The 15,556-nt window shown below is 71.3% G+C and carries 14 protein-coding genes; 6 read left to right on the forward strand and 8 right to left on the reverse strand.

Translation table 11 applies throughout. The features are described from left to right. Positions 1-12: 12 nt before the first annotated feature. Entirely contained in the window at positions 13-861 is an 849-nt protein-coding gene (locus RZO50_RS05905; protein ID WP_322598797.1) for an alpha/beta hydrolase, read from the forward strand. Between the two features lie 18 nt (positions 862-879). On the opposite strand, the gene RZO50_RS05910 is transcribed toward RZO50_RS05905, so the two are convergent. Then, on the reverse strand, positions 880-2,340 hold the full coding sequence (locus tag RZO50_RS05910) for a DEAD/DEAH box helicase (protein ID WP_322598798.1): 1,461 nt from the start codon (positions 2,338-2,340) through the stop codon (positions 880-882). Positions 2,341-2,561: 221 nt separating this feature from the next. Between RZO50_RS05910 and RZO50_RS05915 the strand changes: the two genes are divergently transcribed. The 3 genes from RZO50_RS05915 to RZO50_RS05925 are packed head-to-tail and all read left to right on the forward strand — an operon-like array spanning position 2,562 to position 5,635. After that, positions 2,562-3,611 (forward strand): lipoate--protein ligase family protein, encoded by a 1,050-nt coding sequence (locus tag RZO50_RS05915; protein WP_322598799.1) that lies wholly within the window; start codon positions 2,562-2,564, stop codon positions 3,609-3,611. Then, entirely contained in the window at positions 3,590-4,639 is a 1,050-nt protein-coding gene (locus RZO50_RS05920; RefSeq protein ID WP_322598800.1) for a site-specific DNA-methyltransferase, read from the forward strand. The genes RZO50_RS05915 and RZO50_RS05920 overlap by 22 nt, the downstream gene beginning before the upstream one ends. 9 nt (positions 4,640-4,648) lie before the next feature. Next, the gene (locus tag RZO50_RS05925) at positions 4,649-5,635 is read left to right on the forward strand and encodes an LLM class F420-dependent oxidoreductase (RefSeq protein ID WP_322598801.1); all 987 of its coding nucleotides are present in this window, start codon (positions 4,649-4,651) and stop codon (positions 5,633-5,635) included. 10 nt (positions 5,636-5,645) lie between these two features. On the opposite strand, the gene RZO50_RS05930 is transcribed toward RZO50_RS05925, so the two are convergent. Next, on the reverse strand, positions 5,646-7,124 hold the full coding sequence (locus RZO50_RS05930; RefSeq protein ID WP_322598802.1) for a carboxylesterase/lipase family protein: 1,479 nt from the start codon (positions 7,122-7,124) through the stop codon (positions 5,646-5,648). Further along, positions 7,121-7,714, reverse strand: a complete 594-nt coding sequence (locus RZO50_RS05935; protein WP_322598803.1) for a TetR/AcrR family transcriptional regulator — start codon at positions 7,712-7,714, stop codon at positions 7,121-7,123. The genes RZO50_RS05930 and RZO50_RS05935 overlap by 4 nt, the downstream gene beginning before the upstream one ends. Positions 7,715-7,806: 92 nt before the next feature. Here RZO50_RS05935 and RZO50_RS05940 point away from each other — a divergent pair, with 92 nt between their 5' ends. Beyond that, positions 7,807-10,044 carry a beta-glucosidase gene (locus RZO50_RS05940; RefSeq protein ID WP_322598804.1) on the forward strand — a complete coding sequence of 746 codons (2,238 nt, stop codon included), beginning with the start codon at positions 7,807-7,809 and terminating at the stop codon, positions 10,042-10,044. 103 nt (positions 10,045-10,147) lie between these two features. On the opposite strand, the gene RZO50_RS05945 is transcribed toward RZO50_RS05940, so the two are convergent. The 5 genes from RZO50_RS05945 to galT all read right to left on the reverse strand — a co-directional run bounded on the left by RZO50_RS05945 (position 10,148) and on the right by galT (position 14,293). Then, positions 10,148-10,489 carry a DUF202 domain-containing protein gene (locus RZO50_RS05945; protein WP_322598805.1) on the reverse strand — a complete coding sequence of 114 codons (342 nt, stop codon included), beginning with the start codon at positions 10,487-10,489 and terminating at the stop codon, positions 10,148-10,150. Then, positions 10,486-10,860: a YidH family protein gene (locus RZO50_RS05950; RefSeq protein WP_322598806.1), complete on the reverse strand. Its 375-nt coding sequence runs from the start codon at positions 10,858-10,860 to the stop codon at positions 10,486-10,488. Before RZO50_RS05950 ends, RZO50_RS05945 begins: the two co-directional genes overlap by 4 nt. Positions 10,861-10,896: 36 nt before the next feature. Beyond that, the gene (locus RZO50_RS05955) at positions 10,897-11,772 is read right to left on the reverse strand and encodes an alpha/beta fold hydrolase (protein WP_322598807.1); all 876 of its coding nucleotides are present in this window, start codon (positions 11,770-11,772) and stop codon (positions 10,897-10,899) included. A gap of 152 nt (positions 11,773-11,924) precedes the next feature. Further along, positions 11,925-13,121: a galactokinase gene (galK, locus tag RZO50_RS05960; protein WP_322598808.1), complete on the reverse strand. Its 1,197-nt coding sequence runs from the start codon at positions 13,119-13,121 to the stop codon at positions 11,925-11,927. Next, complete coding sequence (gene galT / locus RZO50_RS05965; RefSeq protein ID WP_322598809.1) at positions 13,118-14,293, reverse strand: galactose-1-phosphate uridylyltransferase; 1,176 nt, start codon at positions 14,291-14,293, stop codon at positions 13,118-13,120. The genes galK and galT overlap by 4 nt, the downstream gene beginning before the upstream one ends. 157 nt (positions 14,294-14,450) lie before the next feature. On the opposite strand from galT, the gene RZO50_RS05970 reads away from it, so the two are divergent. Beyond that, a complete protein-coding gene (locus RZO50_RS05970) occupies positions 14,451-15,470 on the forward strand; it encodes a LacI family DNA-binding transcriptional regulator (protein WP_322599560.1) in 1,020 nt (339 codons plus the stop codon). Positions 15,471-15,556: the final 86 nt, after the last annotated feature.

Here is a 15,556-nt window from a genome sequence, read left to right on the forward strand (position 1 = left end):
TAGACTCAGGCCATGCCCGAGTTCATCGATGCACACGGGGTCGCGATCGTGTACGACGTGCACCCCGCCCGCACCGAGGCCCGCGGAGTGGTGCAGCTGCTGCACGGGGTCGGCGAGCACGCCGGCCGCTACTCGGCCCTCATCGACGCGCTGACCGCCGACGGCTTCACCGTCTACGCCGACGACCACCGCGGACACGGCCGTACCGGTCTGCGCCAGCACGGCGGGCCGGAGAAGCTGGGACGCCTCGGCAAAGGCGGCCATCGGGCGGCCGTCGCCGCGCTGTGGCAGTTGACCGGCATCATCCGCGACGAGAACCCCGGTCTGCCGCTGGTGCTCCTGGGGCACTCATGGGGATCGTTCCTCGCGCAGAAGCTCGTGAACGCCCACCCGACCGCCTACGACGCGCTCGTGCTCTCCGGATCCGCCCTGCCCTGGCCGGGATCGCTCAACTCCGGACCCCTCAACAAGCCGTGGGACGGCCCCGACGCGACCGGGGTCGAGTGGCTCTCCTCGGACTCCGAGGTCGGCGCCGACTTCCTCGACGATCCGCTCACGACCTCGACGCCGCTGCTGCAGCTGTTCGGGCCGTGGAACACCCTGCAGGTGCTGTCGCGCCCGAAGCGGGGTCTCGCGCGGGATCTGCCGACCCTGCTCCTCGTCGGAAGCGAAGACACCGTCGGAGGGCCGCGCAGCGTGCACCGCCTCGCCGATGCCTACCGGCGACGGTCGGGATTCAGCGACGTCACCACCCAGGTCTACCCGGGGATCCGACACGAGGTGTTCAACGACGTCACCCAGGCCGACGTGCGCGCCGACCTGTCGGCCTGGCTCGACGCGCGCTTCCCCGTTCGAGTCTGACGCGCGCCGCGCCGAGCATCAGTTCGCGACGCTGCCGCCGCGAGCCGCGCCCGAGCGACCGCGGCCACCCCGACGCGAACGGCGGCGACGGTTCGCCGGCGCCTCCGACGGATTGTGCGCCGCGGCAGCACCCTGCGCGCCGGCGCGCTGGCGCTGACCGTGCACGGCGCCGCCGTGCTTCGCGCCCTCGCCCTGGCCGGCACGGCCCTGGCCGCCCGAACGCTGCTGGCCGCCCTGGCTGCCGGAGCGCTTCTGGCCGCCCTGGCGGGTGGAGGCCACCGGCGGGGCCGGCTTCACCGTCGGTGCCGCCTCTCCCACGAGCTCCTCGACGGCGGGGTGTGCGGCGTCCACCGGCTCCAGGTCGGCGGTGATGCGCGCCTTGCGCAGCAGGTCCTTCACCTCGCGACGCTGCGCCTCCAGGGCGATCGTCACGACCACGCCGTCAGCGCCGGCCCGGGCGGTGCGGCCCGAACGGTGCAGGTACGACTTGTGTTCGACGGGCGGGTCGACGTGCACGACCAGCTCGACGCCGTCGACGTGCACACCGCGGGCGGCGACGTCGGTGGCCACGAGCACGCGCACGCCGCCGGTGGCGGGGTCCGCACCGAACGCGGCGAGGTTGCGCTCACGGGCGTTCTGGGAGAGGTTGCCGTGCAGGTCGACCGCGGGGATCCCCGCCGCCGTCAACTGCTTGGCGAGCTTCTTGGCCTGGTGCTTGGTGCGCGTGAACAGGATCCGTCGCCCGTGTCCCGATGCGATCCGGCGCACGAGGGCGGTCTTGGCCTCGGCATCCTGCGCCACGAAGACGCGGTGGATCATCGTGCCCTCCGGCACAGAAGACTCATCGACCGAGTGGCGGACCTCGTTCTGCAGGAACTTCGACACGAGCGTGTCGACGCCACGGTCCAGGGTCGCCGAGAAGAGCATCCGCTGTCCGCCCTGCGGGGTCGCCTTCAGGATGCGGGTCACGCCCGGGAGGAACCCGAGGTCGGCCATGTGGTCGGCCTCGTCCAGCACGGTGACCTCGATGCGGTCGAGCTTGACGATGCCCTGCTTCATGAGGTCTTCGAGGCGGCCGGGGCAGGCGACGACGATGTCGACACCGGAGCTGATCGCGTCGGCCTGCGGGCGCTGACTGACGCCGCCGAACACCGTCGTGACCTTCAGGCCGGTCGCGTCGGCGAGGGGCTTGATGGTCGCCGCGATCTGCGAGGCGAGCTCGCGCGTGGGCGCCAGCACGAGACCGCGCGGGTGGCCGCCGGTGCGGCGGGCGGCGTTCGCACCGGACAGGCGCGCGACCATCGGCAGCGAGAACGCGATGGTCTTGCCGCTGCCGGTGCGGCCGCGGCCCAGCACATCGCGGCCGGCGAGGGCGTCGGGCAGCGTGTCGCGCTGGATCGGGAACGGCTCGGTCACGCCGCGTTCGGCGAGCGAGGACGCGAGGGTCTCGGGCACGCCGAGAGCGAGGAAGGAAGACATGGGGATGCTTTCTGAGAGCGCGGCACGCGCAAGATGACGCGGGGCGCGGGGGTGGGCGACGGCGCGGGATCGCGCATCGGTTCGCCGATCGAGAAGAAGTCGCGGCACGGAAGGCCGGAAAGCGTATCGTCGACGCAGCGGCAGGTGCCGCGCATCGACCGTAGCACGACGGAGGAGTGCGGAAGCTGGAAGCCGCACCGCGCACGCGTAGGCTGGCTTCCGTGCACGGCGAATACAAGGTGCCCGGCGGGAAGCTCGTCGTCGTCGATCTCGACGTGGTCGACGGCCACCTCAGCGACTTCCACCTCGCGGGCGATTTCTTCCTCGAACCCGACACGGCCCTCGACGACATCGACGCCGCCGTCAACGGACTGCCCGTCGAAACCGACGCCACCGGCATCGCGGCCGCGGTGCGCGGCGCGCTCCCGGAGGGCGCTCAGCTGCTCGGCTTCACGCCCGAAGCGGTCGGCACCGCGGTGCGCCGCGCGCTGGTGACCGCACCCGGGTGGCGCGACGTCGACTGGGAGATCGTGCACGAGCATCCCGTCTCCCCCCATATGAACCTCGCGCTCGACGAGGTGCTCACCACCCGTGTCGGTGACGGTCGGCGGCGTCCGACGCTGCGGCTGTGGGAGTGGGACCAGTCCGCGGTGATCATCGGATCCTTCCAGTCGGTCCGCAACGAGGTCGACCCCGAAGGGGCGAAGCGTCACGGCTATGACGTCGTCCGCCGGATCTCCGGGGGAGGTGCCATGCTCATGGGCGCCGACGCGATCGTCACCTATTCCCTCTACGTCCCCGCCGCCCTGGTGGCCGGTATGACCTTCGCCGACTCGTACGCATTCCTCGACGACTGGGTGCTGCAGGCGCTGCGCGGCATGGGGGTCGAGGCCACCTACCAGCCACTGAACGACATCGCCTCACCGCAGGGGAAGATCGGCGGGGCCGCCCAGAAGCGGCTGGCCAACGGCGGCGTGCTTCACCACGCGACCCTGTCGTATGACATGGACGGGGAGGTGCTCACCGACGTGCTGCGCATCGGCCGCGAGAAGCTGAGCGACAAGGGCACCGTCTCCGCGGCCAAACGGGTCGACCCCCTCCGGCGGCAGACCGGCCTCTCGCGAGCCGAGATCCTCGAGCGACTCACGGCGACCTTCGCCTCCCTCTACGGCGCCGAACCCGGGAGCATCAGCGACGACGAATACGCCGAAGCGGAAGCCCTGGTCGCCTCGAAGTTCGCCACCGACGCGTGGCTGCACCGGGTGCCGTGACCGTCGACCCGATCGCCCTCGGCGGCGTCGTCATCCACCACGGCGACAACCTCGAGGTGGCGCGCGGGCTCGAGAGCGGGTCGTTCACGCTCATCTACCTCGATCCGCCCTTCAACACCGGACGCGCGCAGCGCCGCGCGGTCGAGACGGCCGTCTGGCACGGCGCGGACGCCGTGGTCGCCGCGAGTGCCGGGGAAACGACGTCGCCGACTCCTCCGCCTCGCGTCGCAGACGCGGCGGATCCGGCAGAATCCGCCGCCGACGACTCATCTGTGCGGAGTTCGCGACGTGCCGAGGCCGACGCCGTCATCCGCCGTGGCTTCCACGGCCGCGAGTACGAGCGGCTGCGCGGCGACCTCCGCGCGTATGACGACCGATTCGACGACTACTGGGGCTGGCTCGAGCCGCGCCTGGTCGAGGCCTGGCGTCTGCTCGCCGGAGACGGCACCCTCTATCTCCACCTCGACTACCGTGAGGCCCACTACGCCAAAGTCCTCATGGATGCGCTGTTCGGTCGCGACCACTTCCTCAACGAGCTGATCTGGGCGTACGACTACGGCGCCAAATCGCGGCGACGCTGGCCGACCAAGCACGACACGATCCTCGTCTACGTCAAGGATCCCACCGCGTACTGGTTCGACTCCGATGCGGTCGACCGGGAGCCCTACATGGCCCCGGGGCTGGTCACGCCGGAGAAAGCGGCGCGGGGGAAACTCCCCACCGACGTGTGGTGGCACACGATCGTGCCCACCACCGGGCGTGAGAAGACCGGGTACCCGACCCAGAAGCCCGAGGGGATCCTCCGGCGGATCGTGCAGGCCTCCAGCCGGCCCGGCGACCGCGTGCTGGACCTGTTCGCCGGCAGCGGCACGACCGGGGCCGTCGCCTCAGCCCTCGGCCGCGACGCCGTGCTCGTCGACGCGAACCCCGATGCCGTCGCCGTGATGACCGCGCGCATGCCGCACGCCGAGGTGAGGATTGGGAGCGGTTCCACGCAAGGGGAGGCGGTGACAGAGGTCGCCCCCTAGGCTGAGCGGGTGCGATTCGGAACCTTCATCCCCCAGGGCTGGCGCCACGACCTCGTCGATATCGATCCGGCCGATCAGTGGCGCGTGATGTGCGCGCTCGCGCAGCGCGCCGACGTCGGGCCGTGGGAGTCGCTGTGGGTCTACGACCACTTCCACACCGTGCCGGTGCCGACCGAGGAAGCCACCCATGAGGCGTGGACGCTCATGTCGGCCTTCGGTGCCGCGACCGACCGCATCCGGCTCGGACAGATGTGCACCTGCATGGGGTATCGCAACCCCGCCTACCTCGCCAAAGTCGCCGCAACGGTCGACCACGTCTCGGGTGGACGCACCGAGATGGGCATCGGCGGCGGCTGGTACGAGCACGAGTGGACCGCGTACGGCTACGGATTCCCCCGCATCGGCGACCGACTGGGCATGCTCCGCGAAGGCGTCGAGATCATGCGCCAGGCGTGGACGACCGGCACCGCCACGCTCCAGGGGAAGCACTACCAGGTCGACGGGGCCATCGTGCGCCCGCTGCCGATCCAGGAGGGTGGCATCCCGATGTGGATCGCCGGCGGCGGGGAGAAGGTGACGTTGCGTATCGCGGCGGAGTACGCCTCGTACACCAATTTCACCGGCACCCTGGACGAGTTCGACCACAAGAGCGCCGTCCTCCAGAGCCACTGCGACGACATCGGCAGGGACTTCTCGACGATCGTCCGCAGCTCGAATGTCAACACGATCGTCGGGGAGACCGAGGCCGAGGCCTCCGAGCGGCTCGCCGCGGTGGTCGCACGCGTTCTGCCGCACATCGGGCAGGAGCGGGCGGATGCGCTGGAGGAGGACTTCCGCTCCTCGCCGGGATTCGGGACGGTGGAGCAGGTGACGGAGCGACTGGCTGAGCGCGAACGGCACGGCCTCGGCTATGCCATCCATTACTTCCCCGAGGCCGCGTACGACACCTCCGGCATGGATCTGTTCGAGCGCCACGTCGTCGCCGCCCTGTCCTGAGGCCCCGGGGTCAGACGAGGGCGGCGACGGAGCGGTAACCGTCGGCGATCACCTCGGGGGCGGAGGCGGGGCCGCCGAACACGCGCGTGGCGCCGGGCGCCTCCGTCCACGCGCGCCATCCGGGGTCGCCGGTGCGGGCGAAGGCGGCGGCGCTGCCGTGCACCGCGGCGGCGAGCGACCGGGGCGGTGTCGTGCCGGCGATCGCCTCGACGCGTTCGGCTCCGACGGTGTCGAACCAGAACGGCACGTCGAGGCAGTGCAGCGCCCAGCCTTTGGTGGGCGAGGCCCACGCGAACCGATAGACCCAGGTCGGGGTCGGTGACTGCTCGCGGGCAGCGGCCACGCGAGCAACCAGGGAGCGGAACACGACGTCGCCGAGGTAGCGTCCGAGCACGGCAGCCGTGCCGTGTCGGCGCTGGTCGCGGTTGGCCGCGAGGTAGCCGCGCCGGGTGTCGCGGTCGACACCGAGCAGTCGCAGGGCGAGGCCGGGCGGCGCCACACGCAGCGCACGGCGGGCATCGTCGGTGAGGAAGGTCATCTCGTCGTCCATCGACCCGATCACCAGCGGGATATCTGCGCCCACGCCGTCGCCGATCGCTTCGACCGCCGGGCGGACGACGAGGTCACCGTCGACGGTGGGACCCCACGACAGGGCGTCGTGAATGAGGGCGCGCACGATCTCGAGCTTCGAGGAGGTGTCGGGGAGTGCTGCCCGGCGCTCCAGGTCGGGGAGGTCCTCGCGCGGAATCCGGCCGAACCCGTCGACGGTGGCCGGAACCCCCGCGAGGTGGGCGATCTTCGCCGACAGGGTCCGCGCCGTCTCGGCCTCGACATCGGCGAGCGCGGGCGACATCGCCCAGGCGCGATGGAACAGGCCTTGCGCGGCGGGCGTGGTGAGGAGGGTGAGGACCGCGCCGCCACCGGCTGACTGTCCGGCGACGGTGACGTCGTCCGGGTCGCCGCCGAAGGCGGCGATGTTCTCCCGCACCCACTCCAGTGCGGCGATCCAATCGCGCACGCCACGGTTCGCAGGCGCGCCGGGCACGTGTCCGAACCCGTCGAATCCGAGTCGGTACGACAGGGTGACCGTGACGATCCCGTCGCGGGCGAACGCGGCGCCGTCGTACCAGGAGCTGGCGGGTGAACCCGAGACGTACCCGCCGCCGTGGATGTAGACCACGACCGGGCGTCCGGCGTCGTCGGCGGCGGGGGTGAAGACGTTCACCGACAGGGTGTCGTCGCCGGCGATGGCCGGCTCCGGGATGAGGGTCTCGCCGCCGTCGACCCGCTGCGGCGTCGCACCGTAGGCGGTCGCGTCGCGCTCGCCGTCCCACGGGGCGCGCGGCGCGGGGGCGGCGAATCGCAGCGCCCCGACGGGCGGTTCGGCGTAGGGGATGCCGAGGAAGGCCGCCGAGCGGACACCGTCGACCTCGCGCCAGAGACCGCGGAGTCGACCGGTGCGGATCGTGGCGACGGGACCCGCCGTCATCGGCCGTCCTGTGCGGGAGGGATGATGAGATCGAGGAGGGCCTCGGTGGTGTCCGCCATGTCGAGGTCGGGTTCGAGCATCCATTGGAGCTGGAGTCCGTCGGAGACCGCTTGCAGCAGACGGCCCGCGGTCTCGGGGTCGAGACGCGGATCGAGGCGGTCGCCGAGGGCCGCGGCGAGGGACGCGCGCAGACGCGCGTTCCGCTCGGTGAAGTACTCGTGCGCCGGATGCTCGGGGTCGGCGGCGTCGACCGACATCGCCGCGAAGAGGTGGACGAGACCGGGTACCTGCTGATTGTGGCGGATGACGTCGACCCAGCTCTCGCGCATGTCCTCGACACCGACGGGTGCGTCGGGTGCGGGGCCGAGCGCGGCGTTGTCGAGCTCGTCCCGCTTGCGGAGGATCTCGGTGAAGAGCTGCTCTTTCGTGCCGAAGTAGTGGAGGAGCCCGGCTTGGCTGAGGCCCACGGCCTCGGCGAGGTCTTTGACGGAGGTGCGGCGGAATCCTTCCCGGGCGATCACGTCGAGGGCGCGCTGGAGGATCTCCTCCCGCTTCGCCACGCCTTTCGCGTAGGAACCTCGTCGTGCCATGGAAGAAGTAAACCGAACAATGCTTGATATTCCAAAACCGAATGACGTAAGGTTTTGGCATCTCATCGTCGAGCACTCGAGAAAGGCCTCCCATGACCGACCCGCACCCGCCGCACATCGCGGATCTCTCCCTCGAGGAGAAAGCCGCCCTGACCAGCGGCGCCGACTTCTGGACGACCAAGGCCGTCGACCACGCCGGCATCCCGTCGGTCATGATGACCGACGGTCCGCATGGTCTGCGCAAACAGGCCGGCGCCAGCGATCACCTGGGCATCGCCGACAGCGTGCCCGCCACCTGCTTCCCGCCCGCGGTCGGCCTCGGGTCGTCGTGGGACGTCGAACTGGCCGAACGCGTCGGTGAGGCCCTCGGAGTGGAGTCGGCGATCGAAGACGTCGCCGTCATCCTCGGACCCGGCATCAACATCAAGCGTTCGCCGCTGTGCGGCCGCAACTTCGAGTACGTCTCCGAGGACCCGATCGTCTCGGGTGAGATCGGCGCGGGACTCGTGCGCGGCATCCAGTCGAAGGGTGTCGGTTCGTCGCTGAAGCACTTCGCGGCCAACAACCAGGAGTGGGATCGCATGCGCTCCAGCTCCGACATCGACCCGCGTCCGCTGCGGGAGATCTACCTCCGCGGATTCCAGCGGGTCGTGCAGGATGCGCAGCCGTGGACGGTGATGTGCTCCTACAACCGCATCAACGGCGTCTACACCAGCGAGGACCCGTGGCTGCTGACGGATGTGCTGCGCGGCGAGTGGGGCTACGAGGGCCTCGTCGTGTCCGACTGGGGAGCCGTCAACGACCGCGTCACCGGGCTGCCGGCCGGCCTCGACCTCGAGATGCCCTCCAGCGGCGGCCGCACCGACCGGCAGATCGTCGACGCGGTTCGCGCCGGCGAGCTCGACGAGTCCGCCGTCGACCTGGCTGCCGGCCGGGTCGTCGAGATGGTCCGCAAGGCGCAGCAGCGCCCGGTCGTCGACGGTCCGCTCGATGTCGAAGCGCACCACGCCCTCGCCCGCGAGGCTGCGGGTCGGGCGATCGTGCTGCTGAAGAACGACGGCGGCCTTCTGCCGCTCGCGCCCTCCGCGCGGATCGCGGTCATCGGCGCCTTCGCCGAGACGCCGCGCTACCAGGGCGCCGGGTCGAGCAACATCAACCCGACGCGACTGGACAGCGCGCTGGCGGGCATCCGCGAGTACGCGCAGGGTGAGGTCGCCTACGCCGCCGGGTTCACCTTCGACGGCTCCGGCGACGCGGACGCGCTGCGGGCCGAGGCCGTGGCTGCCGCCCGCGGTGCCGAGGTGGCCGTGGTCTTCCTGGGCCTGCCCGCCGCGGACGAGTCGGAGGGTTTCGACCGCGAGCACATCGACCTGCCCGACGCGCAGCTCGCGCTGCTCGACGAGGTTCTCGCCGCCAATCCCCGCACGGTCGTGGTCCTCTCCAACGGAAGTGTCGTCGCCGTGCCGTTCGCCGAGAAGGTCCCCGCCATCGTCGAGGGATGGCTGCTGGGCCAGGCCGGCGGCTCGGCGACCGCCGACGTGCTCTTCGGCGCCGTCAACCCGTCCGGCAAGCTCACCGAGACGATTCCGGTTCGGCTCGAGGACACCTCCGCCTACGGTACGTTCCCCGGCGAATTCGGCCACGTCCGCTACGGCGAGGGCATCCTCGTCGGCTATCGCTGGTACGACGCGAAGAAGCTCGAGGTCGCGTATCCGTTCGGACACGGGCTCTCGTACACGTCCTTCTCCTACGGAGAGGCGACCGCATCGGTCAGCGCGTCGGGCGACATCAGGGTGAGCGTGCCCGTCACCAACACCGGTGACCGGGACGGCCGCGAGGTCGTGCAGGTCTACACGTCGTTGCCCGCATCGACGGTCCAGCGCGCACCGCGCGAGCTGAAGGCGTTCGCCTCGGTGGCCGTCGCGACCGGCGAGACCGTGACCGCCGAACTGGTCGTCCGTCGCGAAGACCTCGCCTACTGGGACATCCGCGTCGACGAATGGATCGTCGAGTCGGGCGCGTACACCGTCGAGGTGGCCGCCTCGAGCCGCGACATCCGCTCCACCGTGTCGGTCGATGTCGTCGGGGACGAGCTGGTGCTCCCGCTGTCGATGAACTCCTCGGTCGGTGAGGTCATGGCCCACCCGGTCGCCGGACCCATCGTGCAGCAGGCGCTCGCCGGTCTCCTGGGCGACGGTGCCGGCATCATGGCCAGCGATGAGGGCATGCAGAAGATGATGGCGTCCTTCCCGATCGGCCGCCTCGCCGGCTTCCCCGGGCTGCCGGTGACGTACGAGCAGATCGAGGAGCTCATCGGCTCCGCGCGCTGACCCCGGCATCCGGAGACGCCGAGCACGCTTCCCCTCGCGTGCTCGGCGTCTCTCGTGGGAGCGGCGCCGCACATCGGTGCGACGCGAAAGGGGCTGCGGTCGGTCAGAGCCGGGATGCGGCGATGCCGACGACGTACACCGCGCAGGCGGCACCGACGGTCACCAGCGCGCCCAGCATGAGCAGGAGCGCCGACCCATCGGTGGGCAGTTCGCCGGCCCTGCTCAGGGCACGGTGGGCGCGGCGGTAACGGTGGCCGGCGGCGATGTATGCCGCGATCGCCATGACCACGCCGATCACTCCGAACGCCAGCGCGGCGCCGCCGAGGACCTCGGCGGCGAAGCGCACCGACACCAGGCTCGCCACCGCCAGCGCCAGACAGGTGCGCCGCCACGACAGCAGTGTCCGCTCCGGCTGCAAGCCTGGATCGAACGGTCGGTCGGTCACCGCAGCTCCAGCACGAATCCGACCAGCACCAGCCCGACCGCGACCACGACGCCCACGACGATGATCAGCGTCGTCGCCGGCGCCGGGAGGGCGCTGCTGAGCCGCAGCGCCCGCTCCGTGCGCGCCCAGCTGAGCCACGCGTGAATGGCCGCGAGCAGTCCGAGCAACACGAAGATCAGGGCGGCGGCGAGACGGAAGCCGGTGTTCTCCGGGAGTTCCAGCGCCTCCAGCGCCACACCGGCCGCCATCAGGGCGAGGGCGGTTCGAACCCAGGCCAGGAAGGTCCGTTCGTTGGCGAGGCTGAACCGGGGGTCGGGCTCCTCGCCCCGGCGGTACACGTACGACGGGAATCGCCGCGGGGTCTCGCTCACGCCGCCGTCCTCCTCCGCCTCGATGACGTACTCAGGCTACTCCCGCGGGTCGAGCGCCCGAGTCCCGGTGAGGAATGCGGCCAACGTCTCGTTCACCTGGTCGGCATGCGTCCACAGCAGTCCGTGCGGAGCACCCTCGAGTTCGACGTAGGTCGCCTCCGGCAGGAGACGACGGAGGCGCCGTGCCGACGCGTCGATGGGTACGACGCCGTCGTCCGTCCCGTGGACGATGAGGCAGGGGATGCCGCTCTCGGCGACCTCGCTGATGTCGGCCCGGAAGTCGGTCGGCCAGGTCAGCGTCGCATCGGCGATCGCGGCATTGCCCGCGAGCGCGGCGACCTGCACGTTCGCGTCGACCGCGTCCTGGGAGATGCGACGGTCGAGATTCTCCTCGAGGTTGTAGAAGCCGTCGAAGAACCCGCGGATGAAGGCGAATCGATCGTCGCGCACCTGCGCGTGGAGGTCGTCGAAGAAACCCTGGGGGCCGGCGCCCTCGGGGTTGTCGTCGGTTTTCAGCAGGTAGGGGAGGATGCCGCCGAGGAAGCCCGCCTTCGCCACCCGCTCGGTGCCGTAGCGCCCGAGGTAGCGCGCGATCTCGCCGGTGCCCATCGAGAATCCCAGCAGCACCGCGTCGCGCAGGTCCAGGTCCTCCATGAGGGCGTGGAGGTCCGCTGCATAGGTGTCGTAGTCGGCGCCGGACGCGGTCTTGGTCGAGGACCCGAAACCGCGGCGGTCGTAGGTGATGACGCGGTAACCCGCATCCAGCAGCGGGTACTGCTGACGTGCCCACGACTCGCCGTTCAGGGGATAGCCGTGGATGAGCACGACGGGGGTGCCGGTGCGCGGCCCCTGATCGGTGTAGGAGAGCTCGATGTCGACGGAGTTCTCGGTTCCGACGGTGATGTACGCCACGTGTGGTCGCCCTTCTCGCTGCAGCCCGGCGTGCCGGGTCGGGTCGGGCGGTCCGACCCGACCCGACGCTACGGAGGTGCTGCGCGACCCGCCAGGCCTTGACCGGCCTCGTCGATCGTGATCGGATGCGGCCGCGCGGCGACGCAGATCCGTCAGTCGTCGCGACCGGCGCCGGGTCCGGCCGTCACCGGGAAGATGTGCGGCGCGGCGAACCCGTGCTCGTCGAACGCGGTCCGCACCGCCTCGGCCACGGCGTCGGCCCCGTCGCGCGAAACCAGCGCGATCGCCGCCCCGCCGAAACCGCCACCGGTCATCCGTGCCCCGAGCGCCCCCGCGGTCAGGGCTGCCTCCACGGCGGTGTCGAGTTCGGGGACGGAGATCTCGAAGTCATCGCGCATCGAGGCATGAGAGGCGACCAACAGGTCGCCGATCACGGTCGGGCCGGAATCCCGCAGCACCTCCACGGTGTCGAGCACGCGCCGGTTCTCGGTCACCACGTGACGCACGCGGCGGAAGGTGACGTCGTCGACCCGTTCGGACAGACGCGGGAGGTCCGCCACCGTCACGTCGCGCAGTGCCGCGACGTCGAGTGCCGCGGCGCCCCGCTCGCACGCCGCTCGGCGCTCGCCGTAGCCGCCGGTGGCGTGCGAGTGCTTCACGCCGGTATCGATGACGATCAGTTCCAGGCCCGCGGCGTCGAAGCCGAGGGTGACGACCTCCGCGGCCAGGGTGCGGCAATCGAGGAAGATGGCGGCGTCGGCCTCGCCGAGCATCGACGCCATCTGGTCCATGATCCCGGTCGGCGCGCCGACGGCCTCGTTCTCGGCGGTGCGGCCGGCGCGGGCCAGCGCGACGCGATCCAGGTCGAGCCCCCAGGTGTCGGCGAGGGCTGTCGCGGTGGCTCCTTCGATGGCGGCCGAGGACGACAGGCCGGCACCCACGGGGACATCCGAGGCGAAGGCCAGGTCGGCGCCGCCGACGTCGCCCGCGGCGGTGCCCGATGCGTGCAGCAGCGCCCAGGCGATCCCGAGCGGGTAGCGGGCCCACTCCGGGACCTCGTCGCGGCGGGCGGGGAAGAGGGCGTCGAGATCGGTGAGGTGCACCTCGACCGGCACCGGGTCGAACGTCGACACCACGCGCAGGATGCCGTCGGTGCGGGGCGCGAGGGCGACGTGGGTGCGGAACGGGATCGCGAAGGGCAGGACGAAGCCGTCGTTGTAGTCGGTGTGCTCGCCGATCAGGTTGACCCGGCCCGGCGCCGACCACGTGCCGGCGGGCCCGGCGCCGGTGAGCTCGCGGAACAGCCCGCGCGCCTGTCCGGCGGTGTCGGATGCGGGGGTCGGGGTCACAGGGACACCTCCGGGATGGATGCGACGGCCTCGCGGAGGCGGTCGGCGGCGGTCTCGGGTGGGATGTCGCCGATCCATGCGCCCATGGCGGCTTCGGATCCGGCGAGATACTTCAGCTTGTCGGCGGCGCGACGGGGCGAGGTCAGCTGCAGGTGCAGGCGCACACTGTCGCGCCCGACCGCGACCGGGGCCTGGTGCCACGCGGCGATGTAGGGAGTCGGGGTGTCGTAGAGCGCGTCGACGCCGCGGAGCAGGCGAAGGTAGACCGTCGCGAGTTCGTCGCGCTCGGCGTTCGAGAGTTCGGTGAAGTCGGCGACGTGCCGACGCGGGACGAGGTGCACCTCGATCGGCCAGCGCGCGGCGAAGGGCACGTACGCCAGCCAGTGCTCGGCCTCGAGCACGACACGGGGTCCGGCGGCCTCGAAATCGAGGATGCGCGCGAACAGATCCGTGCCCTCGCGATCGATCGAGCGCAGCAACGACTGCGTACGCGGCGTGATGTACGGGTAGGAGTAGATCTGGCCGTGCGGGTGCTGAAGGGTGACGCCGATCTCCTCGCCGCAGTTCTCGAAGGGGAACACCTGCGCGATGCCCGGGAGCGCCGACAGGGCGGCTGTGCGATCGGCCCATGCCTCGATCACGGTGCGCGCGCGGGTCGCGCTCTGCGTCCCGAAGGATCCGGCGTGCTCGGGACTGAAGCACACGACTTCGCACCGACCGACCGACGTGCGGGTGCGGCCGAGGCCGGGGGCGTCGAGGTCGTCGAGGCTCCGGGGCGGGTCGTCAGCGGCCGGGGCGTCGCCGGTCGCCTCGGACAGGGCCGGGCCGAAGGACGGCGACTTGTTCTCGAACACCGCCACGTCGTAGAGCGAGGGGACTTCCGACGGGTTCGTCGGGGTCTGCGGCGCCAGCGGGTCGAGGTGTGCGGGCGGTAGGAACGCGCGGTTCTGCCGGGATGAGGCGATCGAGACCCAGTCGCCGGTCAGGACGTCGCGGCGCATCGTCGCGGTGGCGGGGCGTGCGTCCAGGGTGCGGGTGTCGACGGCTCGTTCGGCGGGGAGCGATGTGCCCGGGTCGTCGAAGTAGATCACGTCGCGTCCGTCGGCGAGGCGCGTGGCGCGTTTGACGACGCCCCCGGAGAGCTCGGCGGTGAGGAACTCAGGTGTGTTCACGTCAACACGGTACCTTCGAGGGTATGTTAGCGTCAACACGCCGGTGTTGTCGGTGCCGGTCGGTCGCGCAGCCCGCGGGGCACCGGAGGTGTGATGCGGCGGGAGAGGATGGGCCATGGGGAGCGGAGCGGGGTCGGGTGACGGGCGCCGCGCCTCCATGGCCGATGTCGCGGTCCGTGCCGGGGTGTCGGGGCAGACCGTCTCGCGGGTGGTCAATCGCAGTCCCCGCGTAGACCCGGACACGCGTCGGCGCGTGGAAGCGGCGATGGCCGACCTCGGTTATCGCCCGCATCGAGCCGCTCGCGCTCTGCGCACCGGGCGCAGCCAGACCATCGGGCTGATCGTCTCCACGCTTGCCACCGTGGGCAACTCCCGTATGCTCCAGGCCGTTTCCGACGCCGCCGCCTCCCGAGGCCTCGCACTGGTCGTCGTGACGGTGTCCGGGCGGGCCGACGGTGGTGTCGCCGGCGCGTTCGAGAGGCTCGGCGACCAGGGTGTCGACGGTGCCATCGTGCTGAACGAGGCGACGTTGCTCGCCCGCGGCGTGGTGCCTCCCGTCGGGCTGCGGCTGGTGGTCGTCGACACGCCCGTCCCGCACCCGCGCGCTTCGAGCGGCGGGCCTGGCGCCACGGCGGCGGATGGTTCGGCGTCCGGCACCCGGGGGACGGCGGTGCAGACGGACCACGCCACCGGTGCCCGCCTCGCCATCGAGCATCTCTTCGCCCTCGGCCACACCCGCATCCGGCACCTCGCCGGGCCGTCGACGTCGTTCGCCGCCGCCGAACGGGAGCGCGGCTGGCGCGAGGCGCTCGCCGGGGCGGGCCTCGAGGTCGTCGAGCCGCTGCGGGGGGAATGGACCTCGTCTGCCGGTTTCCGTGCCGCGGGGATGCTCGATGCGGATGCGACCGCGGTCTTCTGCGCCAACGACCAGATGGCGCTCGGGATGCTGCGGGGGCTCGCCCAGCGGGGTCTGGACGTGCCGGGTCGGGTCAGCGTGGTGGGGTTCGACGATGTGTCGGACGCCCGTGACTTCCGTCCCCCGCTCACCACCGTCCGTCAGGACTTCGACGCTCTCGGCGAGGCGGCGGTCGCGGCGCTCGCGGATGACGCCTCCGGCGTGCCCGCGATCATCCCCGTCCGCCTCATCGAACGCGCGAGCACCGGCCCCGTCCCTTGATGCCTGCTCCAGCGTCGCAAGTGAGCCTCGCGCACGCGGTGGGGGCGAGAATGGAATACGCTTTCCCACAGCGCGTGACGACGGCG

It is taken from the genome of Microbacterium xanthum (assembly GCF_034531355.1).
Classification (GTDB): Bacteria; Actinomycetota; Actinomycetes; order Actinomycetales; family Microbacteriaceae; genus Microbacterium; species Microbacterium xanthum.